The sequence below is a fragment of the Actinosynnema pretiosum genome (genome assembly GCF_002354875.1).
Taxonomy (GTDB): Bacteria; Actinomycetota; Actinomycetes; order Mycobacteriales; family Pseudonocardiaceae; genus Actinosynnema; species Actinosynnema auranticum.
Map to the genome: position 1 here is coordinate 7,061,064 of NZ_CP023445.1, position 24,197 is coordinate 7,085,260.

At 72.4% G+C, this 24,197-nt stretch carries 16 protein-coding genes and 1 pseudogene; 4 read left to right on the top strand and 13 right to left on the bottom strand.

Annotation, left to right across the window (positions count from 1 at the left end):
- Positions 1–510: 510 nt before the first annotated feature.
- The 6 genes and pseudogenes from prmC to rpmE all read right to left on the bottom strand — a co-directional run bounded on the left by prmC (position 511) and on the right by rpmE (position 6,951).
- Positions 511–1,377, bottom strand: a complete 867-nt coding sequence (gene prmC, locus CNX65_RS30255) for a peptide chain release factor N(5)-glutamine methyltransferase (RefSeq protein WP_096496778.1) — start codon at positions 1,375–1,377, stop codon at positions 511–513.
- A gap of 19 nt (positions 1,378–1,396) precedes the next feature.
- Positions 1,397–2,782 (bottom strand): dihydrolipoyl dehydrogenase, encoded by a 1,386-nt coding sequence (gene lpdA, locus CNX65_RS30260; RefSeq protein ID WP_096496779.1) that lies wholly within the window; start codon positions 2,780–2,782, stop codon positions 1,397–1,399.
- 430 nt (positions 2,783–3,212) lie between these two features.
- Complete coding sequence (locus tag CNX65_RS37515) at positions 3,213–4,100, bottom strand: acyl-CoA thioester hydrolase/BAAT C-terminal domain-containing protein (RefSeq protein ID WP_232520070.1); 888 nt, start codon at positions 4,098–4,100, stop codon at positions 3,213–3,215.
- Between the two features lie 861 nt (positions 4,101–4,961).
- Positions 4,962–5,360, bottom strand: a pseudogene (locus CNX65_RS38415) (acyl-CoA thioesterase/BAAT N-terminal domain-containing protein); the annotation flags it as partial.
- 231 nt (positions 5,361–5,591) lie between these two features.
- Positions 5,592–6,656, bottom strand: a complete 1,065-nt coding sequence (gene prfA / locus CNX65_RS30270) for a peptide chain release factor 1 (protein WP_096496781.1) — start codon at positions 6,654–6,656, stop codon at positions 5,592–5,594.
- Positions 6,657–6,738: 82 nt separating this feature from the next.
- Complete coding sequence (gene rpmE / locus CNX65_RS30275; protein ID WP_015804842.1) at positions 6,739–6,951, bottom strand: 50S ribosomal protein L31; 213 nt, start codon at positions 6,949–6,951, stop codon at positions 6,739–6,741.
- 252 nt (positions 6,952–7,203) lie between these two features.
- Here rpmE and CNX65_RS30280 point away from each other — a divergent pair, with 252 nt between their 5' ends.
- Positions 7,204–7,611, top strand: coding sequence for a hypothetical protein (locus CNX65_RS30280; protein WP_232520072.1), 408 nt, complete (start codon positions 7,204–7,206; stop codon positions 7,609–7,611).
- Between the two features lie 79 nt (positions 7,612–7,690).
- Here the strand turns inward: CNX65_RS30280 and rho are convergent, their stop codons facing one another.
- The 6 genes from rho to argS all read right to left on the bottom strand — a co-directional run bounded on the left by rho (position 7,691) and on the right by argS (position 16,466).
- Positions 7,691–9,775: a transcription termination factor Rho gene (gene rho / locus CNX65_RS30285; RefSeq protein ID WP_096496783.1), complete on the bottom strand. Its 2,085-nt coding sequence runs from the start codon at positions 9,773–9,775 to the stop codon at positions 7,691–7,693.
- A gap of 341 nt (positions 9,776–10,116) precedes the next feature.
- A complete protein-coding gene (gene thrB, locus CNX65_RS30290; protein ID WP_096496784.1) occupies positions 10,117–11,004 on the bottom strand; it encodes a homoserine kinase in 888 nt (295 codons plus the stop codon).
- On the bottom strand, positions 11,001–12,077 hold the full coding sequence (gene thrC, locus CNX65_RS30295; protein ID WP_096496785.1) for a threonine synthase: 1,077 nt from the start codon (positions 12,075–12,077) through the stop codon (positions 11,001–11,003). Before thrC ends, thrB begins: the two co-directional genes overlap by 4 nt.
- Positions 12,074–13,387 carry a homoserine dehydrogenase gene (locus tag CNX65_RS30300; protein WP_096496786.1) on the bottom strand — a complete coding sequence of 438 codons (1,314 nt, stop codon included), beginning with the start codon at positions 13,385–13,387 and terminating at the stop codon, positions 12,074–12,076. Before CNX65_RS30300 ends, thrC begins: the two co-directional genes overlap by 4 nt.
- 2 nt (positions 13,388–13,389) lie before the next feature.
- On the bottom strand, positions 13,390–14,814 hold the full coding sequence (gene lysA, locus CNX65_RS30305) for a diaminopimelate decarboxylase (RefSeq protein WP_096498081.1): 1,425 nt from the start codon (positions 14,812–14,814) through the stop codon (positions 13,390–13,392).
- Positions 14,814–16,466, bottom strand: coding sequence for an arginine--tRNA ligase (gene argS / locus CNX65_RS30310; RefSeq protein WP_096496787.1), 1,653 nt, complete (start codon positions 16,464–16,466; stop codon positions 14,814–14,816). Before argS ends, lysA begins: the two co-directional genes overlap by 1 nt.
- A gap of 179 nt (positions 16,467–16,645) precedes the next feature.
- On the opposite strand from argS, the gene CNX65_RS30315 reads away from it, so the two are divergent.
- From CNX65_RS30315 to CNX65_RS30325, 3 genes are all read left to right on the top strand, one after another.
- Positions 16,646–17,515 (top strand): DUF3105 domain-containing protein, encoded by an 870-nt coding sequence (locus tag CNX65_RS30315; RefSeq protein ID WP_096496788.1) that lies wholly within the window; start codon positions 16,646–16,648, stop codon positions 17,513–17,515.
- Between the two features lies 1 nt (position 17,516).
- Positions 17,517–18,278 (top strand): DUF305 domain-containing protein, encoded by a 762-nt coding sequence (locus tag CNX65_RS30320; RefSeq protein ID WP_096496789.1) that lies wholly within the window; start codon positions 17,517–17,519, stop codon positions 18,276–18,278.
- Positions 18,279–18,807: 529 nt separating this feature from the next.
- Positions 18,808–23,088 carry a GH92 family glycosyl hydrolase gene (locus CNX65_RS30325; RefSeq protein ID WP_096496790.1) on the top strand — a complete coding sequence of 1,427 codons (4,281 nt, stop codon included), beginning with the start codon at positions 18,808–18,810 and terminating at the stop codon, positions 23,086–23,088.
- A 7-nt stretch (positions 23,089–23,095) separates the two neighbouring features.
- On the opposite strand, the gene CNX65_RS30330 is transcribed toward CNX65_RS30325, so the two are convergent.
- On the bottom strand, positions 23,096–24,013 hold the full coding sequence (locus CNX65_RS30330; RefSeq protein ID WP_096498082.1) for a cation diffusion facilitator family transporter: 918 nt from the start codon (positions 24,011–24,013) through the stop codon (positions 23,096–23,098).
- Positions 24,014–24,197 lie beyond the last annotated feature (184 nt).

Below are 24,197 nucleotides of genomic sequence, written 5' to 3' on the forward strand. Positions count from 1 at the left end.
TCGGCCGAGGCACGGTTCGACGCGGGATCGGGGGTCATCCCCATGCACGGCACGCATGGACCACCGGAGACGACGCGCGCTGAGGGGCGGGCTCGCGGCCATAGGGCGGGCTCGCGGCCATAAAGCGGACTCACAGTCATAGGCCGGACTCGCGGACATGGGCCAGACTCGCGGCGGAGGTCCGGTGGGCAAGCGATCCGGCGAGCGCGGCCCCGATAGCCGGTGGCCGGTGACCCGTGGGCCGTGGCCGGTGGTTGGCGGCCGGTAGCCGGTGGGCCGTGGCTGGCGGCCGGTGGCTGGCGGCTGGCGGCTGGCGGCTGGCGGCTGGCGGCTGGCGGCCCACCGTCCGGTGGGCCTCAAGCCCAGCGCGCGCCCCGAGCACAGTTCAGCGGGCGTTCAACCGGTCCGGCGGGTGTTCAACCGGTCCGGCAGGCGCTCAGCCGGTCCAGCGGGCATTCACAGCCTGTCCAGCGGGCGCTCAGCTGCGCCCAGGCCTGCTCCTGCGCGTGCTCAACCGGTCCTGCGGGCGGTCGCGAAGCGGGGGCGGCCTGCCAGGTCGTGGTGCGGGGTGGCGTTGGTGAGGACCTTGCGGGTGGCCAGGAGGGCGGGCACGGCTTCGCCGTGGGTGTCGTCGTGCTCGATCGCCACGTGGCCGCCGGGCTTGAGCAGGCGGGCCGCCAGGGCCACCACGGGGCGGATCACGTCGAGCCCGTCCGCGCCGCCGAACACCGCCGCGCGCGGGTCGTGGTCGGCGACCTCCGGCTGGACCTCGGTGGCGTCCGGCACGTAGGGCGGGTTGCACACCACCAGGTCCACCGCGCCGTCCAGGTCGGACAGGACGCCCGGCGCGGTCACGTCGCCGTGGTGCAGCCGGATCGGGGTGTCGCCCGCCGCGCTGCGGGCGTCCGCGTTGCGGCGGGCCCAGGACAGGGCGGTCGGATCCTTCTCCACCGCGTGCACGACCGCGTCCGGGCGGTGGTGCGCGATGCTCAGCGCCAGCGCGCCGGACCCCGTGCACAGGTCCACCACGACGGGCCGCTCGGCGCCGCGCAGGGCGTTCAGCGCCCACTCCACCAGCAGCTCGGTCTCCGGGCGCGGGATGAACACGCCGGGCCCGACCGCGAGGTCGACGCCCCACAGGTGCGCCTCGCCGGTCAGGTGCTGGAGCGGGACGCGGGTGGCCCGCTTGGCCACCAGCGCGCCCAGCTCGTCCAGCACGCGCGGCTCGACCATGGGCGTGAGCACGAGCTTGCCCGGCGGCACGCGCAGCAGGTGCGCGGCGAGCAGGTGCGCGTCGGCGCGCGGGCTGTCGACACCCGCCGCGGCCAGCAGGCGCTCGGCCTCGATCAGCGCGGGCCGCAGCGGGTGTCGGTTCATGCTCGGAACTGTAGGCCCGTCAGAAGTTGATCATGTGCCCGGCCAGGCCGTGCACCGCTTCCTTCACGGCCTCGCTCAGCGTCGGGTGGGCGTGGACGTTGCGCGCCACCTCGTGGACGGTCAGGTCCCACTGCTGGGCCAGGGTCAGCTCGGGCAGCAGCTCGGTGACGTCCGGGCCGATCATGTGGGCGCCGAGCAGCTCGCCGTGCTTCCCGTCGCTGATCAGCTTCACGAAGCCGCTGTAGTCGCCGATGCCGTGCGCCTTGCCGTTCGCGGTGAACGGGAACTTGGCGACCTGGACGTCGAAGCCCTTCTCGCGGGCCTGCGCCTCGGTCCAGCCGAAGCTGGCGATCTGCGGCTGGCAGAACGTCGCGCGCGGGATCATCGGGAAGTCCAGCTCCATGGTCTCCGCGCCCGCGATGGTCTCGGCGGCGATGATGCCCATGGACTCGGCGGCGTGCGCGAGCATGAGCTTCGCGGTGACGTCGCCGATGGCGTAGATGTGCGGCACGTTGGTGCGACCGCGCTCGTCGACGGCGATCGCGCCGCGCTCGGTCAGCGCAACGCCGGTCGACTCCAGGCCGTAGCCCTCGACGCGCGGCTGGAAGCCGATGGCCTGCATGACCTTGTCGGCCTCCAGGACCTCCTCCTTGCCGTCCTTGGAGACGGTGACGCGGACCTTCGCGCCGGAGTCGTCGATGGACTCGACGCGGGTGCCGGTGCGCACGTCGACGCCCATGCGCTTGTAGCGCTTGGCCAGCTCGGTGGACACCTCGACGTCCTCCAGGGGCACCATCCGGTCGAGGAACTCGACGATGGTGACCTTGACGCCGTAGTTGTGCAGCACGTAGCCGAACTCGACGCCGATCGCGCCCGCGCCGGCGATGATGATGCTCTCGGGGAGGTCCTCGGTGAGGATCTGCTCCTCGTAGGTCACGACGCGCTCGGACAGCTCGGTGCCCGGCAGCAGGCGGGTGCTGGCGCCCGCGGCGATGATCGCGTGCGAGAAGGTGATCGACTCGCCGTTGACCTCGATGGTGTTGGCGTCGGTGAACGTGCCCCGGCCGTTGTACTCGGTGATGCCGTTCTTCTTCATGAGGAAGTGCACGCCCTTGACGCGCCCGTCCGCGACCTTGCGGCTGCGCTGGAAGGCGGCGGCGTAGTCGAACTTGACCGTGCCGTCGACCTGGATGCCGAAGGTCTTCTGCTCGTGCGTGAACAGGTGGGCGAGCTCGGCGTTGCGCAGGAGCGCCTTGGAGGGGATGCACCCGACGTTGAGGCACACCCCGCCCCAGTACTTCTCCTCGACGACCGCGGTCTTCAGCCCCAGCTGAGCCGCGCGAATGGCGGCGACGTACCCGCCGGGCCCAGCACCGAGGACCACGACGTCAAAGTGTGCGCTCATGCCGCACAGATTAGTGCGGTGACGGTGGGCGTTCGCCGGGTCAGGGGTGCGACGGGGGTGGCCCCGCACACACCTGGTGACAGGAGTGGCCGGTACGGGTGTCACCGGGGCGGGGGCGGTCGGGTGGGGCCGGGTGGACGACGAGACAGTTGGTCGCTGCGCGTGATCGAGGGGCGGGACACGCCCACTGTGGGCAACGGCGGGTGTGGAGGGTGGGGGCGCGAGCGGAACCGGCCGGTCCGATCAGCCGATCGCGGGCGGGACAGCCGGTGCTCCGGGTACCGGCCAGGCAGTCGGCGCCCAGCCCGATGCCGACATCTGCCGCGGCATCGGGCTGGGGACGGTGGTGAGCAGACCGACCAGCCCCGGTGAGCGGACCGCGTCACGGGCCGATGCCTGTGGTGGGCCAGGCCGCGCGGTCGGGACTGCCTTAGCTCTCGGGGTGGTTCTTGAGGTGGGTCTTGAGGAAGGCCGTGGTGCGGTTCCAGGTGTCGGCCTTGGCTCGGGCCGTGGTGGCGCGGTCACCGCCCATCTCGAAGCGGACTCCGGGGCCGTCCACGACGCTGTCCGGCTGGGGGCGGTTCGGGGGGCCTGCGAGCAGGTGGCCCGCTCCGGGGTGGACGACGTGCTCGCAGGGGTGCGGGTGGTCGTTGGCCTTGAGCCTGCGGTGCGCCACCTCGCTCAGGTCGGCGCTCGGCCAGCTCGCGTCCCGGTCGCCGGAGACCAGGAGCACCGGTCCCGCGATGCGCTCCACCGGGATCTCGACGTCCTCCGGAAAACCGTCCCCCAGGTCGAACGCCTCGGCCAGCACGACCGGTTCGCCGTCCACGATCGCCGCGCGCATCCCCGGACTCACGGCGCAGGGCAGGTACGGCAACGGCTGCCCCTTCCAGGTCCACGCCGCCGCGTCCACGTCGAGGACCTCCAGCAACCGCTTGCCAGCCCCGATGCCCTGCGTCACGAGCCCGCTCCCGACCACGCTGACCACGGCCCGCACCGAGGGGAGGACGGACGCCGCCAACAGCGCCAACTCCCCACCGCGCGACCCGCCCACCAGCCCGACGGGCCCACCAACCCGCTCGGCCAGGGCGTCCACCGCGTCGCCGACGTGCTCCAGCGGCACGTCCACGAGGCTCTCGGGCACACCGGGCGCGCCGAAGTACGGCAGCGCCAGCACGGCGAACCCGTGGCCAGCGAGCAGCGCGGCGTCCAACTCGTGCAGACCACCCTCGCTGCCACCGAGCACGATCACCCCGGCACCGGCAGCCCCCGAACCACCACCCTCGGGCTCGAACAGCACCCCACCCGCGAACTCCACACGCCGCACCCCATCCGGCACGGACAACCGCTCGAGCTCGACCGCGACAACCGTCGACGCCCCGGACACCGGCGCAGACCCGGCAGCAGGAGCAGACCCGGCAGCGGGGGCAGCAGGAGCAGCCGCAACACCGACAGCGCCAGCAGCGCCAGCAGCGCCCGGAGTGGAGGCGTCGGCAGGAGCGGAGGCGTTGGCAGCGGGACCAGCGGCAGCGGAGCCGTTGGCCGCGAAGTCGTCGGCGGAGGCAGGCGTCAAGACATCGGCGTCGGCGGAGGCATCGGTGGAGGTGTCAGCGCCGGTAGAAGCGTCAGCACTGGTGGAGGCGCTGGTGCTGGCAGAGGAAGCAGCGTCGGAGGAAGGAGCATCACCCGCCTCTTCCGGGTGCGAGGTGCTCGACAGGGCCTTCCTGGCCAGCGCGGACACACCCGCGGACGCAGCCAGAGGCTTGGCGGACAGCGCAGAGGCACCGGAGCCAGCCGCAACGGCATCCGAGTCGGCTCCGGCTGCGCCCAAACCGCCCAGTGCCTGATCGGCTGTGCCCGACTCGACCGACGTGGACACAGCTGCCGAGGAGACCGTCGCGGCAGGCGCGACAGGACCGCTTCCCACCGAAGCACCGCTCGCCGGAACGCTGCCGGCAGAAGCACCGCTGGCAGAACCACCGCCAGCCGGACCGCTGCCCACCGGGCCGCTTCCCGCTGAACCGCTGCCCACCGGAGCGCTGCCCACCGGAGCGCTGCCAGCCGGACCGCTGCCCGCCGGGATGGCGGTCGCGGTCAGCATTGCCTTGCCCGAGGCGTCCGGCTGCTCGCCCGTGGGGCGGGCCGACCAGAACAACCCCATCGGGTCCACACCCGCGTACGAGCCCGACACCGGAGCGTGCCTGGTCACGTCGACCACGCCGCGCTCGTCGGCCAGGAAGACCGCCTCCGACTCGTGGCCGTCCGCGGACAGCCGCAGCGTCACCTCCGCCCCGGCGCGCGCGCCGCGAACGGTGATCGACACCTCGTGGTCCACCGGGGCCCTCAGCGGCTCCACGACGAGTTCGAGACGACCGGGCGAGTTCTCCACCTGCCCTGCGTCCTGCTCCTGCTCCCCCTGCTCCCGCACTTCCCGCTGCGCCTGCGCCCGCCTCTGCGCCTCCTGCGACTTCCGCGCCTCCTGAGACTTCTGCGCCCTCTGTGACTTGTGGGACTTCTGAGACCTGTGGGACCTCTGGTGGGACTCCTTGGCCATCAGTGCCCTCCCCCTCGCCGGCATCACCCGTCCAGGTGGACGGAAGTCACACCAGGAACAGTCGCCAGGATCTCACCGCACCAAACCAAGCACCTCCGCAAAAGCGGGTCCCGACCGCTCCGGAGGCGGGAAGGACCAGCACGGTCGACAAGAGGTCCAGCCCAGCGCCGAACCACCTCCCACGTTATCGAACACATGTTCGAACGAAAAGGCAGTTCACTCGATCAAGCGACCGTCCGCGCAGGTCGGAGCAGCTCAGCCCCCGGCCAGCCGCTCCGCCCGGTCCGCCGACGACAGGGCGTCCAGCACCGCGTCCAGGTCCCCGTCCAGCACCGCGTCCAGGTTGTGCGCCTTGTACCCCACCCGGTGGTCCGAGATCCGCGACTCGGGGAAGTTGTACGTCCGCACCCGCTCCGACCGGTCCACCGTCCGCACCTGCGTCCGCCGCGCGTCCGACGCCTCCTGCTGCGCCTTCTCCTCCGCCAGCGCCTGCAACCGCGCCTGGAGCACCTGCATCGCCCGAGCCTTGTTCTGCAGCTGCGACCGCTCGTTCTGGCACGACACCACGATCCCCGTCGGCAGGTGCGTGATCCGCACCGCCGAGTCCGTCGTGTTGACGCTCTGCCCGCCCTTGCCGGACGACCGGAACACGTCGACCCGCAGGTCCTTGTCGTCGATCTCGATCGACGCCACGTCCTCGGTCTCCGGGATCACCAGCACCCCGGCCGCCGACGTGTGGATGCGCCCCTGCGACTCGGTCACCGGCACCCGCTGCACCCGGTGCACGCCGCCCTCGTACTTGAGCCGCGACCACACCCCGTCCGGCGCGTCCCCGCGCGACTTGATCGCGACCGTCACGTCCTTGAACCCGCCGAGGTCCGAGTCCGTCCCGTCGAGCACCTCGGCCTTCCACCCCTGCCGCTCCGCGTACCGCAGGTACATCCGCAGCAGGTCCCCGGCGAACAGCGCCGACTCCTCGCCGCCCTCCCCGGACTTGATCTCCATCACCACGTCGGACGAGTCGTGCGGGTCGCGCGGCAGCAGCAGCTCGGTGAGCCGCTCCTCCAGCTGCGGGATCCGCGCGGACAGCTCGTCCGCCTCCTCCGCGAACGCCGGGTCCTCCCCGGCCAGCTCGCGCGCCGCCCCCAGGTCGTTGCGCGCCTGCTCCAGCTCGCGGGCGGCGCGCACGATCGGGGTCAGCTCGGCGTAGCGCTTGCCGAGCTTGCGCGCTCCCGCCTGGTCGGCGTGCACCGAGGGGTCGGCGAGCTTGGTCTCCAGCTCGCCGTGCTCGGCGATCAGTGCGTCCAGCGGGGCGGTCACGTGCGGCTCCTGGGCTCTCGGCGTGGGTGGAAACGACGACGGCGCCCACCCAGTGGAGACTGGGTGGGCGCCGTCGGAGCAGCTACTTGGCGCGCTTGCCGTAGCGGGCCTCGAAGCGCGCGACCCGGCCACCGGTGTCGAGGATCTTCTGCTTGCCCGTGTAGAACGGGTGGCAGTTGGAGCAGACCTCGACGTGGATGGCGCCGGAAGTCTTGGTGCTGTGGGTCGTGAAGGTGTTGCCGCAGCCACAGGTGACCTCGGTCTTCACGTACTCCGGGTGAATGCCAGTCTTCAACGTCTCGTCCTGTTCTTCTCGTGAGGCCGCCGGGTCCCCGCGCTGGTAGCCGGGGTGAACCGGAGCCGGACTCGACCTGACAGTCTGCCAGATCCACTGCTGCCCGGTGCAACGCGTCCACCTCCTCGGGTGTTCCCGTGGCGCTCGTCACGGCCGCCGCTCACCGACGGCCGCCGACCACTGGGCGCTGCGCCCCCGGAGGTGGTCCGGGCGGGGTACCGGCGCGCGGCCCCGACCAGCACACTGGGTCACGTGCTCAGTTCGTTCGGTCGCCCCCTGGCGCTGACCACGTGGCTGGCGGTCCCGTTCGTGTTCGCCGGGGCCGTGCTGGGCCTGAGCGCGCTCGCGGGGCTCGCGCTCGGCCTGCCCGGTGACGTCGCCCTGTCCAGCGCCCTGCTCGGCGCCGCGACGGCCGTCACGGCGGCGGCCAGCGGCACCGTGGTGTGGACGGCGCGGTGGCAGCGGGTGTGGCTGCGCTGGCCGTTCCTGGCGGCGGTGCTGGGCGCCGGGATCGCGCTGGACGGCGTGGAGGTGCCGGTGTGGGCCGCGCTGGGGCTGGGGCTGCCCGCCGTGGTGCTGCTCGTGATCGAGGTCTACCTGGAGCGCCGCCGCACGGCCGCGCTGCTCGCCGACCGCCGCGCGAACGCCCAGGACCGCTAGACCCTGCTGAAACCCGTGCAGAACCACGACGGCCCCACCCCGGAAGAACCGGGGCGGGGCCGTCGAACCCGGCGCGGGGTCAGTCGTTGTCCGCGCCCGGCGTGGTCTTCGCGACCTGCATCAGGAACTCGATGTTGGTGCGCGTCTTGCGCAGCCGGTCGAGCAGCAGGTCGATCGCCTGCTGGCCGTCGAGCGCGTGCAGCACCCGGCGCAGCTTGTGCATGACCGCCAGCTCGTCCGGGGACAGCAGCAGGTCCTCCTTGCGGGTGCCGGACGAGTCCACGTCCACCGCGGGGAAGGTCCGCTTGTCGGCGATCTTGCGGTCGAGCTTGAGCTCGGCGTTGCCGGTGCCCTTGAACTCCTCGAAGATCACGCTGTCACCGGCCGACCCGGTCTCCACCAGCGCGGTGGCGATCACGGTCAGCGAGCCGCCGCCCTCGATGTTGCGGGCCGCGCCGAGGAAGCGCTTCGGCGGGTACAGCGCCGTCGAGTCGACACCACCGGACAGGATGCGCCCGGACGCCGGGGCCGCCAGGTTGTAGGCGCGGCCGAGGCGGGTGATGGAGTCGAGCAGCACGACCACGTCGTGACCCATCTCGACCAGGCGCTTGGCCCGCTCGATGGCCAGCTCCGAGATCGTGGTGTGGTCCGACGGCGGGCGGTCGAAGGTGGAGGCGATGACCTCGCCCTTCACCGACCGCTGCATGTCGGTGACCTCTTCGGGGCGCTCGTCCACGAGGACCACCATCAGGTGGCACTCGGGGTTGTTCGTCGTGATCGCGTTGGCGATCGACTGGAGCACCGAGGTCTTGCCCGCCTTGGGCGGCGACACGACGAGGGCGCGCTGGCCCTTGCCGATCGGCATCACCAGGTCGATGACGCGCGTGGTGAGGATGTGCGGCTCGGTCTCGAGGCGCAGTCGCTCGTTCGGGTAGAGCGGGGTCAGCTTGGTGAAGTCGGGGCGGTTGCGCGACTCCTCCGGGTCCAACCCGTTGATCTTGTCGACGCGCACCAGCGGGTTGAACTTCTGCCGCTGCTGCTCGCCGTCGCGCGGCTGGCGGACGGCGCCGATGATGGCGTCACCGCGCCGCAGGCCGTGCTTGCGCACCAGCGAGAGCGACACGTAGACGTCGTTCGGGCCCGCGAGGTAGCCGGAGGTGCGCACGAAGGCGTAGTTCTCCAGCACGTCCAGGATGCCCGCGACGGGCAGCAGGACGTCGTCGTCGCGCACCTCGGTGTCGGTGCCCGCGCCGGTGCCCTCGCCCCGGCCGCCGCGACGGCGGCGGTCCCGGAAGCGGCGACCGCGACGGCCGCCCTCGTCGTCGCCGTCGTCCTCGGGCACGTTGTTGCTCTGGCGGTCGCGGTCCCGGTCGCGATCCCGGTCGCGGTCGCGGTTGCGCTCGCCCCGCTCACCCCGATCGCGGTCGCGGTTCCGGTCGCCGCGCTCGCCCCGCTCGGAACGCTCGCCCCGGTCGGAGCGCTCGCCGCGGTCGGAGCGCTCGCCGCGCTCACCCCGGTCACCGCGCTCGGAGCGGTCACCCCGGTCCGAGCGCTCGCCCCGCTCCCGGCCCTGGCGCTCGGAGCGCTCGCCCCGCTCACCCCGGTCGGAGCGCTCAGCCCGCTCGGGCCGCTGCTCCGCCTGCTGCGGGGCCTCGACCTGCGCGGGAGCGGCGGCGGCAGCCGCGGCGACGGGCGCCTCGGGGCTGCCCGCGGGGCGGTTGGCGGACCGGCGACGGCGGTTGCCGCGACGTCCGGTCTCCTCCTCCCCCGCGCGCTCGGGGACGTCGAGCTGCTGCTGGGTCGGCTTCTCGACCGCCTTCTCGGCGGCGGGGGCGGGGGCCTCGGCGGGCTTCGCGGCGGCCTTCTCGGCCTTCGGCTTCTCGGCCTTCGGCGGCGTCGCGGCACTGCCCCGACCGGAGGTGCCGCCCTGCCGCTCCTTGATGGCCGCGATGAGGTCGCCCTTGCGGAGCTTGGCCGTGCTGTCGATGCCGAGCTGACCTGCGAGTTCACGCAGTTCGGCCAGCACCATGCCGGAGAGTCCCGCGCGCTTGCGCGCCGGGGCGCCGCCGTTCGTAGGGGTGGACAGAGCGTTCTCCTCGGCTCCGGAACTGGCAGCGGCGTTGGGAGCAGCGGAATCACTGCTCAGCACATCGGTGTTGCTCACACATGTCCTTCCTGACCGGACCGCGCCTCCTACGCGGTCCAGCGGACCTGCCGTCCGACGAGTCGCGGGCCGGCAGTCCCATCCCGGTGCAGGCGGATCTCAAGCGCGTGAAGCGACAAAGACCGCCGGCACGAGACGGCAATCTCGGTCACACGGCGAGCGGGGTGCCTTCCAGCGGCGATCCCGCACGTTCGGCGCGGGACCAAGTCACTGGAGGAATGCGATCCGGAGAGACTTCTCCGGGCACCACACCGGCGCCCGTGCGCGCGGTGACTGATGGCCCCGAGGGTAGACGCCGCCACTGCGCGGTGCAACAACCGGGGGTCCGGCGTGGCGCGCCCTCAGCCGAGTGGCGCAACCCGCACGCCGTCGACGTCGACCGGGACCGCCAGCGCCTGGAAACCGGTGATGTCGATCTCAGCGGGCAGCGCCCCGCCCTCGGGCAGCGCGAACACCGTCGGACCGGCCCCGGAGACCGCCGCCGGGACACCGGCTTCCCGAAGCTCCGCCACGAGCCGCGAGGTCGCGGGCCAGGCGGGCTCCCGGTAGGGCTCGTGCAACCGGTCGCGCAGGGCGTCCAGCAGCACCGACGGGTCCCTGGTGAGCCCGTGCACGGCCAGCGCCGACCGGCCGGCCGCGTGCGCCGCGTCGGAGTGCGGAACCCGCGCGGGCAGCAACCCCCTGGTGGTCCTCGTGGACGACTCCTGCGCCGGGATCAGCACCACCGGGGACAGGTCCGGGTGCGGGTCGACCCGCACCGCCCGGTAGCCCCCGGCGTCCGACCAGGCGATCGCCACCCCGCCGAACAGGCACGCCGCGACGTTGTCGGCGTGCCCCTCGAACTCGGCGGCGACCTGGAGCGCGGACGCGTCCAGCTCCCGCCCGGCCAGCGCGGACGCCGCCGCGACCCCGGCCGCGACGGCGGCGGCGGACGAGCCGAGCCCCCGGCTGTGCGGGATGCTGTTCCGGCAGGTCAGCGCCAGTCCGGGCACCGGGAGGCGGTGCAGCTCGCACGCCTTGCGGAAGGCTTGCACGACCAGGTGGCCCTCGTCGGTGGGCACGTCGGTGAACGCGCCCTCCACGGTGATCGACAGCCCGCTGGCGGTGATCGTGAAGTCCACCTCGTCGTGCAGGCCCAGCGCGAGGCCGAGCGCGTCGAAGCCGGAGCCGAGGTTCGCGGTGGACGCCGGGACGAGGACCCGGACGCCCGCGCCGATCAGGTCCGTCACGCCAGCTCCAGCGCGCGCGCCACGGCGCCGGGGTCGACCTGCAGCGGCTCGACCTCCTCCACGTCCCGCAGGGCCGTGTCGGGGTCCTTGAGGCCGTGCCCGGTGACCGTGCAGACCACCAGCGACCCGCGCGGCAGCCTGCCGTCGGCCGCCGTGGCCAGCAGGCCTGCGACGCTGGTCGCCGAGGCGGGCTCGACGAAGATGCCGTCGTGCCTGGCCAGCTCGCGGTAGGCGGCCAGGATCTTCTCGTCGGTGACCGCCTCGAACAGGCCGCCCGACTCCTCCTTGGCCGCGACCGCGCCGTTCCACGAGGCGGGGCTGCCCACCCGGATGGCCGTCGCGATCGTCTCCGGGTTCGCCACCGGCGCGCCGTGCACCAGCGGCGCGGCCCCTGCGGCCTGGAAGCCGAACATGCGCGGGGTCGACGTGGTCACGCCGTCCTCGGCGTAGTCGCGGTACCCGCGCCAGTAGGCGGTGATGTTGCCCGCGTTGCCGACCGGAAGGCAGTGCACGTCCGGGGCGCGCCCGAGCACGTCGCACACCTCCCACGCCGCCGTCTTCTGGCCGACCAGCCGCACCGGGTTCACCGAGTTGACCAGGGTGACCGGGTACTCGGCGGAGGTCTTGCGGGCCAGTTCGAGGCAGTCGTCGAAGTTGCCGTCGACCTGCAGGATGCGCGCGCCGTGCGACACGGCCTGCGCGAGCTTGCCCAGCGCGATCTTGCCGCGCGGCACGAGCACGGCGGCGGTGAGCCCGGCCTTGGCGGCGTAGGCGGCGGCGCTGGCCGAGGTGTTGCCGGTGGACGCGCAGATCACCGCCTTGATGCCGCTGGCCAGCGCGTGCGTCATCGCCACGGTCATGCCCCGGTCCTTGAAGGACCCGGTCGGGTTCGCGCCCTCGACCTTGACGTGCACCTCGCACCCGGTGACCTCGGACAGGTGCTCCGAGAAGACCAGGGGCGTTCCGCCCTCGTGCAGGGTGACCACGCGCGCGCCCTCGGGGAGCGGGATGCGCTCCGAGTAGGCGTGGATGATGCCGGGCCACCCCGGTCGCACGCCCGCTCCGGTCGTCATGACTCCCCACCTTCCACGCGCATGACGCTCACCACGTCGCGGACGATCGGCAGGCCGCCGACCTTGTCCACGGTGGACCGCAGCGCCGCGTCGGTCGCGGCGTGCGTGACGATGACCAGGCTCGCGTCGGCGACGCGGCCCTCCTGCCGCACGGCGGCGATGCTCACCCCGTGCTCGGCGAACACGGCCGCGACCTGCGCCAGCACGCCCGGCTTGTCCTCGACGTCGAGGCTGATGTGGTACCGGGTGGGCGTCTGCCCCATCGGGCGCGCGGGCAGCGCGGCGTACGCGGACTCGCGGGGGCCGTGGCCGCCCGCCACCCGGTTGCGGGCCACCGCGACCAGGTCGCCGAGCACGGCGCTCGCGGTCGGCGCGCCACCGGCGCCCTGGCCGTAGAACATCATCTCGCCCGCCGCGTCGGCCTCGACGAACACCGCGTTGAACGCGCCGCCCACGCTGGCCAGCGGGTGGCTGCGCGGGATCATCGCCGGGTGCACGCGGACGGAGACGGACTCCTCGTCGCCGTGGCTGACCCGCTCGCAGATCGCGAGGAGCTTCACGGTGCGGCCCAGGCCCTTGGCGGCGGCGATGTCGGCGGCGCTGACCGCCGAGATGCCCTCGCGGTGCACGTCGGCGGCGGTCACCCGGCTGTGGAACGCCAGCGAGGCCAGGATCGCGGCCTTGGACGCGGCGTCGAAGCCGTCGACGTCGGCGGTCGGGTCGGCCTCGGCGTACCCGAGCCGGGACGCCTCCTCCAGGGTCTCGTTGTAACCCGCACCGGTGGCGTCCATTCCCGAGAGGATGAAGTTCGTGGTGCCGTTGACGATGCCCATCACGCGGGTGATGCGGTCGCCCGCGAGGGACTCGCGCAGCGGGCGCAGCAGCGGGATGGCGCCCGCGACGGCGGCCTCGAAGTAGAGGTCGGCCCCGGAGGCGTCGGCGGCGGCGAACAGCTCGCCGGAGTGCTCGGCCAGCAGCGCCTTGTTGGCGGTGACCACGGACTTGCCCGCGTTCAGCGCGCCCAGCAGCAGGGTCCTGGCGGGCTCGATGCCGCCGATGACCTCCACGACCACGTCGACGTCGGAGGCGACGAGCGCCTCGGCGTCGGTGGTGAGCAGCTCCGACGGCACCTCGCGGTGCTTGTTGGGCTTGCGGACGGCGATGCCGACGAGCTCCACCGGGGCGCCGACCCTGGCGGTGAGGTCGGCGGCCTGCTCGGTGAGCAGGCGCGCGACCTCGGTGCCGACGGTGCCGCAACCCAGAAGGGCGACCCTGATCGGCTTGCCGTCGGGGTTTTTCTGGCCAGGCACGTCTAAACCTCCAGGCGGAACAGGTCTTCCTCGGTCTCCCGGCGCAGCAGCAGCCGGGAGCGGCCACCGTCGACCGCGGCCAGCGCGGGCCGGGGCAGCCGGTTGTAGCCGCTGGCCATCGAGTAGCAGTAGGCGCCGGTGGCCGCCACCGCTACCAGGTCGCCGGGGGCCAGGTCCGCGGGCAGCCAGCAGTCGCGGACGACGACGTCGCCCGCCTCGCAGTGCTTGCCCACGACGCGGCACAGGACGGCTCCGCTGCCCTCCTCGGCGGCGCGGGAGACCAGGCGGCAGTCGTACACGGCGTCGTAGAGCGCGGTGCGGATGTTGTCGCTCATGCCGCCGTCCACGCTGACGTAGCGGCGGGTCGCGCCGGCGTCGAGCTGGACGTCCTTGATGGTGCCGACCTCGTAGAGCGTCACCGTTCCGGGGCCCACGATCGCCCGTCCGGGTTCGACCGCGAGCTTCGGCACGGGCAGCCCGGCGCGGTCGCACTCCTGGGTGACGATGTCGCGCAGCTGGGCGGCCAGCACGGCGGGCGGGGGCGGGTCGTCGTCGGCGGTGTAGGCGATGCCGAGGCCGCCACCCAGGTCGAGCGTGGTCAGCTCGTCGAGCAGGGTCGGGCCGTGCTCGGCGCGCAGCTCGGCGAGCAGGGACACCACGCGGCGCGCGGCGACCTCGAAGCCGCTGGCGTCGAAGATCTGCGAGCCGATGTGGCTGTGCAGGCCGACCAGGCTCAGGCCCTCGGCCTTGACCACCCGGCGGGCGGCCTCGGCGGCGTCGCCGGAGGCGAGCGAGAACCCGAACTTCTGGTCCTCGTGCGCGGTGGCGATGAACTCGTGGGTGTGCGCCTCGACGCCGACCGTGACGCGGATCATGACCTGCTGGACCCGGCCGCGCTCGCGGGCGACCTGGTCGAGCCGGGCGATCTCCTGGAACGAGTCGAGCACGACCACGCCGACGCCCGCGTCGACGGCCGCCGCCAGCTCGGCGAGCGACTTGTTGTTGCCGTGCAGCGCGATCCGCTCGGGCGGGAACTGGGCGCGCAGCGCGATGGCCAGCTCGCCGCCGCTGCACACGTCGATGCTCAGGCCCTCCTCGGCGACCCAGCGGGCCACCGAGACGGACAGGAACGCCTTGGAGGCGTAGTGCACCAGGGACGGGTCGCCGAAGGCCTCGGCGTGCTCGGCGCAGCGGGACCGGAAGTCGGCCTCGTCCATGACGAACAGCGGGGTGCCGTGCTCCTCGGCGAGCGCGCGCACGTCCACGCCGCCGAGGGTGACGACGCCGTCGGCGCGGCGCTCGGCGTTGCGGGGCCACACCCGTTCGGGAAGGGCGTCCAGCTCGGAGCCGTCGGCGGGGGGCCGCCCGGCCGTGCTGGCCTGGGCGATGACGTCGGCGTGCCGGGGTCCGGCGGGGTGGGCGCGCATCACATCCGCTCCGGCGCGGTCACGCCCAGCAGGGCCAGGCCGTTGGCGAAGACCTGCTGCGCGGCCTGGCACAGCCGCAGGCGGGCGCCGTGCAGCTCGGTGGCCTCCTCGTCGCCGCGCGGGAGGATGCGCAGCGCGGGCTTGTGGTCGTACCAGCGGTGCAGGTCGCCCGCGAGGGAGTGCAGGTAGTTGGCGACCCGGTGCGGCTCGCGCAGCTCGGCGGCGGCCTTGACCACGCGCGGGAACTCGCCGAGCGCGCGGATCAGCGTGCCCTCGGCCTCGTGCTCCAGCAGCTGGAGCGAGTCGTTGGCCTCGACCTTGAGGTCGGCGGCGTTGCGCAGCACGGAGCAGATGCGCGAGTGCGCGTACTGGACGTAGTAGACCGGGTTCTCGCTGGAGCGCTTGCGCAGCAGGTCCAGGTCGATGTCGACGGAGGAGTCGACGGAGGCGCGGATCATCGCGAACCGGGCCGCGTCGACGCCGACGGCGTCGACCAGGTCCTCCATGCTGATGATGTTGCCCGCGCGCTTGCTCATCCGGACCGGCTTGCCGTCGCTGACCAGGTTGACCATCTGGCCGATCAGGACCTCGACGCTGTCCGGGTCGTCGCCCAGCGCGGCGGCGGCGGCCTTGAGGCGGCCGATGTAGCCGTGGTGGTCGGCGCCGAGCATGTAGATGCACAGGTCGAAGCCGCGCGAGCGCTTGTCGACCAGGTAGGCGATGTCGCCGGCGATGTAGGCGGGGGCGCCGTCGCTCTTGATGACGACGCGGTCCTTGTCGTCGCCGAACTCGGTGGAGCGCAGCCACCAGGCGCCGTTCTCGAAGTAGAGCTTGTCGGAGCCCTTGAGCTTCTCGACGGCGGTGGTGACGGCGCCGGACTTGTGCAGCGAGTCCTCGTGGAAGAACACGTCGAAGTCGGTGCCGAAGTCGTGCAGGTCGCGCTTGATCTCGTCGAACATGAGGTTGACGCCGATGCGCCGGAACACCTCGGGGCCGTCCTCGGCGGTCAGCGCCTCGGGCTCCTGGCGCAGCACCTCGGCGGCGATGTCGGAGATGTAGCTGCCCGCGTAGCCGTCCTCGGGGGCGGGCTCCCCCTTCGCGGCGGCCATGAGGGAGCGCACGAAGCGGTCGATCTGGGCGCCCGCGTCGTTGAAGTAGTACTCGCGGGTCACGTCGGCGCCGCTCGCGGCCAGCACGCGGCCGAGCGCGTCGCCGGTGGCGGCCCAGCGGGTGCCGCCCAGGTGCAGCGGGCCGGTGGGGTTGGCGGAGACGAACTCCAGGTTGATCTTCCGGCCGGCGAGCAGGTCGCTGCGGCCGAATTCTTCACCCTTAGTGATGATTTCGCGCACAATCGCGGCCTGCGCGTCGGGGGCGAGCCGCAGGTTCAGGAAGCCGGGGCCCGCGACGGTGACCTCGGAGAGGGCGTCGTTGCTGGTCAGGGCCTCGGCGAGCCAGGTGGCGAACTCGCGGGGGTTGGTGCCCGCCTTCTTGGCGGTCTGCAGGGCCACGTTGGTGGCGTAGTCGCCGTGCTCGGGGTTGCGCGGTCGCTCGATAGTGACCTCGGCCGGGAGGGCGGAGGGGTCGAGACCGCGCGTGGACAGCACGTCCACGGCCGTCGCACGGACCAGTTCAGCGAGCGCAGCGGGAGTCACCCGGTGAAGTTTAGGGAAGTGTTGCCCCTGGTCTCGACCGGGTTCTCCCGTCCCAGGGCGTGGAACGTCAACTGTGATCACCCGAAGGGCGTCACTCAGGGTTGACGGCCAGCAGACACCTGGTCCCTAAACTGACCTGCGGCATGGGTGTGACGAATCCCTGATGACCTGAGGCGGACATGACCAGCGGCAAGAAGACGAAGGCCGCGCGCTCCAGCGTGCAGGCGGCGCGTTCCTCGGTGGTGGCGAGCAAGCCCAAGCCGTGGGGCACCATCATCGCGGTGATCGCCGTGCTGGGACTCGCGGGCGGTGTTTTCGGCTACGCGTACACGCGCATCGACGAGAAGAACCAGCGCGACGCGGCACTGGCCAAGTGGAACCCCACCGAGGAGAACAAGGACCCGTCCGACCAGATCGAGGGCGTGGTCAAGCAGGAGTACGCGGCGGGCAAGCACGTCGACGCGACGCAGCGGGTGGCGTACAACTTCTCGCCCCCGTTCGGCGGGCCGCACGACTCGGTGTGGGCCAACTGCACGGGCGTCGTCTACTCCAGCGCGGTGCGCACCGAGAACATGGTGCACGGCCTCGAGCACGGCGCGGTGTGGATCGCGTACAACCCGGACCAGGTCTCGGGCCCGGCGCTGGACACCCTGAAGGCCAAGGTGGACAACCAGCCCTTCACGATGATGTCGCCCTACCCCGGCCTCGACAAGCCGATCTCGCTCCAGTCCTGGGGCCACCAGCTGAAGCTGGAGTCGGCCGACGACGAGCGGATCGACCAGTTCATCCAGTCGCTGCGCCGCAACCAGTACACGTACCCGGAGATCGGCGCGACCTGCGACTCCGCCACGTTCAACGTGGACAGCCCGCCGCCGTTCGTGGCCGAGGCGCCCGGCGCCGACGCGGTCCCGATGGAGGGCGGCACGCAGGCCACCGACGAGATGCCGCAGGACGGCCAGCCCGCCCCGCAGGCCTCGACCCCGGCCGGTTCGCAGGCCCCCGCGACCGGGGCCTCCGCCCCCGCCTCGTCCGCGCCCGCCGGCAGCTGACGTGGCCGACGTGGAACGGGTCCCCGATCCGGACGACCCGCTGACCGACCCCGCCGACCCGACCCCCTCCCCCGAGGGGGCGGGCGGCGGGCGCCCCACCGCCGCGCGCGCCGTGGTGATCGGCGCCGCCGTGGTGGCCGTGCTGCTGCTGGGCGCGGCGATCGGCCTGCTGGTGAAGGTGCCCGGCGCGGACACCGGCACGACGCCGGGCCGGGACTCGGTGGACGTCGGCTTCGCGCAGGACATGGCGGTGCACCACGTGCAGGCCGTGACCATGTCGAACATCGCCCTGGACCGCACCGAGGACGACGCGGTGCGGCAGCTGGCGTTCGACATCGGCTCGACCCAGCTGGAGCAGGTCGGCCGCATGAAGGGCTGGCTGACGCTGTGGCGGATGCCCGAGCAGCCCACCGGCGGCACGCACATGGCGTGGATGTCGGGGCAGGGCGGGACCGGGCACCACGACGGGGCCGTGGCGACCGAGGGCGCGTCCGCCGGGCGCAGCGGCCTGATGCCGGGCATGGCCACGTCCGAGGAGCTGGCGAAGCTGCGCTCGCTCGGCGGGGCCGAGTTCGACGTGTACTTCCTCCAGCTGATGCTGCGCCACCACCAGGGCGGCGCGCCGATGGCGGCCTACGGGGCCGAGCACGCCGAGCAGGACGCGGTGCGGACGCTGGCGGACAACATGCTGCGGTCGCAGACCGGCGAGTCCGAGTACATGGAGCACCTGCTGGCGGACCGGGGCGCGGCCCCGCTCCAGTAGTGGAGCGCGCCAGGCGAAAGCCGCACCGGCTGGGCCGCAGCGGAGGGGCGGGCGCGGCGGTCGGGGGTTCGCGCTGCCGCGCAGCACGGGGCAGGCGCGTCTTGCCGGGCGCGGCGCCTGCCCCGTGCCACGGTCGCGACGGGGACGAGTCCCCCGAACTCCCCACCGCGGCTCCCCTGTCGCGCGTCACTCGGACGGCGCTCCTCCAGGAAGAGGTGCCGGTAACGCTATGCCACTTCCAGGGAATTCAGGTCTGGTTCTTTTGGGTGAAAAATAGCTGAAAACATTTCATCTATGTCGAACCGGTAATCGCATTCCACACAGCAGTCGCACACGGCCCCCCGGTCGCCGGAACCGACGACCTACCGTGATCACCCGATCGCGCCGCGCCGATCAGCCCCGGTCGGAGCAGTGGCCGGACATTCTTCCGGACAGGATCCAGCAGCGATCTTGACATCGATGTCAGCCTCCCGCTTCTCTGCCCGCTACGGGGGCCCACGAGGTCCGGACCTGGCGGAAGGCGTGCGCAATGGGGCACATGCGGGGCAGGCGGAGATCATTCGCGGGAGCGCTGGCGATATCCGTGGCGCTGGCGGGCGTGCCAGTCTGGGGGCAGGCCACCGCTGCCCCCGAGGAGCCGCCCGTGCGCGAGACCGTCTTCGCCACCTCCTTCGAGGAGGGGCAACCGCTCCCCGACTGGGCGAGCACCGTGGAGACCGGACCGGACGGGAAGCCGAGGACCGGCGGCGTCAACGGCAACGACTCCACCGGCATCCCCGGCAACATCACCGACCGCGTCACCTCGGTCGCGGCCAACGCCGAGTACGTCGAGTCGGACGAGGTGAAGGAGAACCTGGTCGACGGGAGCCCCAGCAGCAAGTGGCTGGCGTTCACCGCGACCGGCTGGCTGGAGTTCACCTTCGACGCGCCCGCCACCGTCAAGGACTACGCCCTCACCTCCGCCAACGACGCGCCCGAGCGCGACCCGAAGGACTGGAGGCTCAGCGGGTCCGACGACGGCGAGACCTGGACCGAGCTGGACGCCCGCACCGGGCAGACCTTCGCCGGTCGGCACACGACGGTCACCTACGAGACCGGCAACACCACCGCCTACCGGCACTACCGGATCGACATCACCGCGAACCGGGGCGGCCAGGCCGTGCTCCAGCTCGCCGAGGTCACCTTCTCCGACGGCTCCACCTCCCCGCCCGCCGAGCACATGCGCACCACCACCGGCGAGGGCGCCACGGGGGCGTACAACTCCCGCTCCCGCACCGGGTTCACCGGCACGCGGGCGCTGCGCTACCAGGGCACGCACACCGCGCAGGGGCGCGGCCACTCGTACAACAAGGTGTTCGAGGTCGACTTCCCGGTCACCGCGACCACCGAGCTGTCCTACCTGCTGTTCCCCTCGTTCAGCGCGGGCGACCTGCGCTACCCGTCCACGTACGCGGCGCTGGACGTGGCGTTCTCCGACGGCACCTACCTGAGCGAGCTGGGCGCGCGCGACCAGCACGGGTTCGAGCTCTCGCCGAGGGGCCAGGGCGAGTCGAAGGCGCTGTCCACGAACCAGTGGAACCGGGTCGCGTCGGTGATCGGGCAGGTCGCGGCGGGCAAGACCGCCAAGCGCATCCTGGTCGGCTACGACAACCCGGCGGGTCCGGCGGCGTTCAACGGCTGGGTCGACGACGTGGCCGTGCACACCGCGCCCGAGGTCGTGGAGCACGCCCGCCCGTCCGACTGGGTGCTGACCACGCGCGGCACCAACTCCAGCGGCGGCTTCTCCAGGGGCAACAACTTCCCGGCCACCGCCGTGCCGCAGGGCTTCAACTTCTGGTCCCCGATGACGAACGCGGGGTCCACGAGCTGGATCTACGAGTACGCGAAGGCCAACAGCCGCACCACGAACCTGCCGTCGCTGCAGGCGTTCACCGCGAGCCACCAGCCGAGCCCGTGGATGGGCGACCGGCAGACGTTCCAGGTCATGCCGACCACCGGGACGCCCACCGCCGACCGGGCGCTGCGCTCGTTGCCGTTCCAGCACGCCAACGAGATCGCCCAGGCGCACTACTACGGCGTCACGTTCGAGAACGGCATGAGGACCGAGATCGCGCCGACCGACCACGCGGCGGTGTTCCGGTTCACCTTCGTCGACGACGCCTCGAACCTGGTGTTCGACAACGTCACCAACGAGGGCGGGTTGACGCTGGACGCCGAGAACGGCGTGGTGAGCGGGTTCTCCGACGTGCGCAGCGGGTTGTCCGCGGGCGCGACGCGGCTGTTCGTGTACGGGGAGGTGGACCGGCCGGTCACCGGCAGCGGGAAGCTCACCGGGGCCGGGCGGGACAACGTCGCCGGGTACCTGCGGTTCGACACGTCGGCCGAGAAGACCGTGACGCTGCGGATCGCCACCTCGCTGCTGGGCGTGGAGCAGGCCAAGAGGAACCTCGACCTGGAGGTGTCCACTTCGGACACCTTCGAGTCGGTGCGCGACCGGGCGCAGGGCGCGTGGGACGACATCCTCGGCAAGGTGGAGGTCGAAGGCGCGAGCCGGGACCAGCTGACCACGCTGTACTCCAACCTGTACCGGCTGTACCTGTACCCGAACTCGGGCTTCGAGAACACCGGGACGGCGGCCGAGCCGGAGTACCGGTACGCGAGCCCCGTGCGGGCGGGCGGGGCCAGCACGCCGACGCGGACCGGCGCGCAGGTCGTCGACGGGAAGGTGTACGTCAACAACGGGTTCTGGGACACCTACCGGACCACCTGGCCCGCGTACAGCCTGCTGACGCCGGAGAAGGCCGGTGAGATGGTCGACGGGTTCGTGGAGCAGTACCGGGACGGCGGCTGGATCTCCCGCTGGTCCTCCCCCGGTTACGCGAACCTGATGACCGGCACCAGCTCCGACGTGGCGTTCGCGGACGCGTACCTCAAGGGCGTCGGCGGGTTCGACGCGGAGGCGGCGTTCGCGGCGGCGGTGAAGAACGCGACGGTGACCCCGCCGAACGCGAGCGTGGGCCGCAAGGGGCTCGACACGTCGGTGTTCAAGGGCTACACGTCCACCGCCACCGGCGAGGGCATGTCGTGGGCGCTGGAGGGCTACGTCAACGACTACGGCATCGCCACCATGGCGAAGGCGCTGCACGAGGAGACCGGCAAGGCGGAGTACCTGGAGCAGCACGAGTACTTCCGCGAGCGGGCGCTGAACTACGTGACCATGTTCGACCCGTCGGTCGGGTTCTTCCAGGGCCGCAAGCCGGACGGCTCGTGGCGGCTGCCCGCCGGGCAGTACGACCCGGAGGTGTGGGGGCACGACTACACCGAGACCAACGGCTGGAACATGGCGTTCACCGTGCCGCACGACGGGCAGGGGCTGGCGAACCTGCACGGCGGCAAGGAGGGCTTGGCGAAGAAGCTGGACCAGTTCTTCGCGACGCCCGAGACGGCCACGAAGGTCGGGTCGTACGGCGGGGTCATCCACGAGATGCTCGAAGCGCGGGACGTGCGGATGGGGCAGTACGGGCACAGCAACCAGCCCTCGCACCACATCCCCTACATGTACGACTACGCCGGGCAGCCGTGGAAGACCCAGGAGAAGGTGCGGGAGGTCCTGTCGCGGCTGTACCTGGGCAGCGAGATCGGCCAGGGCTACCCCGGCGACGAGGACAACGGCGAGCAGTCGGCGTGGTGGCTGTTCAGCGCGCTGGGGTTCTACCCGCTGCAGATGGGCAGCGCGAGCTACGCGGTCGGGTCGCCGCTGTTCACCAAGGCCACGGTGGACCTGGGCGGCGGTCGCAAGCTGGTGGTGAACGCGCCGGGCAACAGCGCGTCGAACGTGTACGTGCAGTCGTTGAAGGTCAACGGGAAGGCGTGGGACAAGGCGCACCTGCCGCACTCGGTGCTCGCGGGCGGGGCGGTGCTGGACTTCGAGATGGGCGCGGCGCCGTCGACGTGGGCCAGCGGCCCGGACGCCGCTCCGCCGTCGCTGACCACGGGTCCGGCGGCGCCGACACCGCTGCGGGACGTGGTGACGGCCGCGTCGACGACCGCGTCCGGTCCGGTGGGGCCGCTGGTGGACGACACGTCGGCGACCGAGTCGGCGGTGTCGTGGGTGCAGGTCGCGGCGCCGGACCGGCGGGAGAAGGCGGAGTTCTACACGCTGACGTCGGGCAGGGCGGCGGGCGCGGACCCCGGTTCGTGGGTGCTGAAGGGCTCGTACGACGGGAAGACGTGGGTCGCGGTGGACGAGCGGTCCGGGCAGGGGTTCGCCGACCGGAAGCAGACCAGGGCGTTCAAGATCGCGCGTCCGGGGCACTACCGGCACTACCGCCTCGAACTGCCGGGGTCGGCCGCGCTGGCGGAGTTCGAGCTGCTGGCGAAGCCGTTCGCCACCTGCGACCGGGTGGTGTCCGGTGAGCACGCGGGCCCGTTGGCGGTCGGGTCCGGGACGGTGTGCCTGACCGGCGCGGTGGTGTCGGGGCCGGTCACGGTCGGGGCGGGCGCGGCGCTGTACTCGTTCGACTCGGTGGTGCGCGGTCCGGTGTCGGCGGCGGGCGCGTCGGCGGTGGTGCTGGTGGAGACCGAGGTGGCCGGTCCGGTGTCGGTGACCGGGACGACCGGCGAGGTCTCGCTGGAGCTGGCGCGCGTGGCGGGCCCGGTCTCGGTGGTCGGCGGTCGCGGCGGCACGCTCCTGGCGGGCAACGCCGTGGCCGGTCCGCTGTCCTGCTCGGGCGGTGACCCGGCCCCGGTGGACCACGGCTGGCCGAACGAGGTGAAGGGCCCGAAGTCGGGCCAGTGCACGGGCTTGTAGGTGGTGGCTACCAGGGGATTTCGCGGCAGCGGTCCGCGGAGTCCCCTGGTTCCACCTGGAGCGTGGCGTGCTCGATGTGGTACCGCTGCGCGAGCAGCTCCTGCGCGGCCTGGAGCACCACGGCCGGGTCAGCGCCGCCGCGGGTGGCGAGGTGCGCGGAGGCGACCTCCATGCCGGAGGTGAGGGTCCAGACGTGCAGGTCGTGCGCCTCGGCGACGCCGGGCAGCTGGGCGAGGTCGGCCTCCATGGCGGCGACGTCGACGCGCTCGGGGGCGTGCTGGAAGAGGATGCGCAGGGCGTTGCCCGCGAGCTTCCAGGTGCGCGGGAGCACGAAGAGGCCGATGGCGACGCCCATGACCGGGTCGGCGTACCGCCACCCGAGGACGAGCGTGACGAACCCGCTGATGAGCACGCCGACGGACCCGATGAGGTCGGCTAGCACCTCCAGGTAGGCCCCTCGGACGTTGATGCTCTCCTTGGCGCCCTCGCGGAGGGCGAGGAACGAGACGACGTTGGCGAGGAGCCCCGCGGTGGCGGCGGCGATCACCGGGAGTCCGGGGACCGCGGGCGGATCCCCGAGCCGCTGGACGGCCTCGTAGACCACGTAGCCCGCGACCCCGAAGAGCAGCAGCGCGTTGGCGAGGGCGGCGAGCACCTCGGCCCGGTAGAGCCCGAACGTCCGGCTGTTGCGGGCCTGCGCCCGCCGGGCGATGAGGATGGCCGCGAGCGCCATGCCGACGCCGAGCACGTCGGTGAGCATGTGGGCGGCGTCCGAGAGCAGCGCGAGCGATCCCGTGGCGAGCCCCACGACGAACTCGACGACCATGAACCCGGCGCCCACCCCGAAGGCGATCCAGAGCCTGCCGACGTGCGCGCTCCCGAGCGAAGCCCCACCACCGTGCCCATGCCCGTGCCCGTGTCCCATGGGGGGGAACATATAGTGACATGCGCATGTATGCAACACATCCCAGTGGTCGAGCCGTATCGTTCCGCACCCCTCCCCAGGGCCACACCGCCCAACCGGGTGCCAGCTCCCCACGTTCCGGTGAAACTTCGGAAAACCCCCAGCTCAGCCGGGCCGGGGAGCGGAGTGGAGGGGGTGGTGAAAC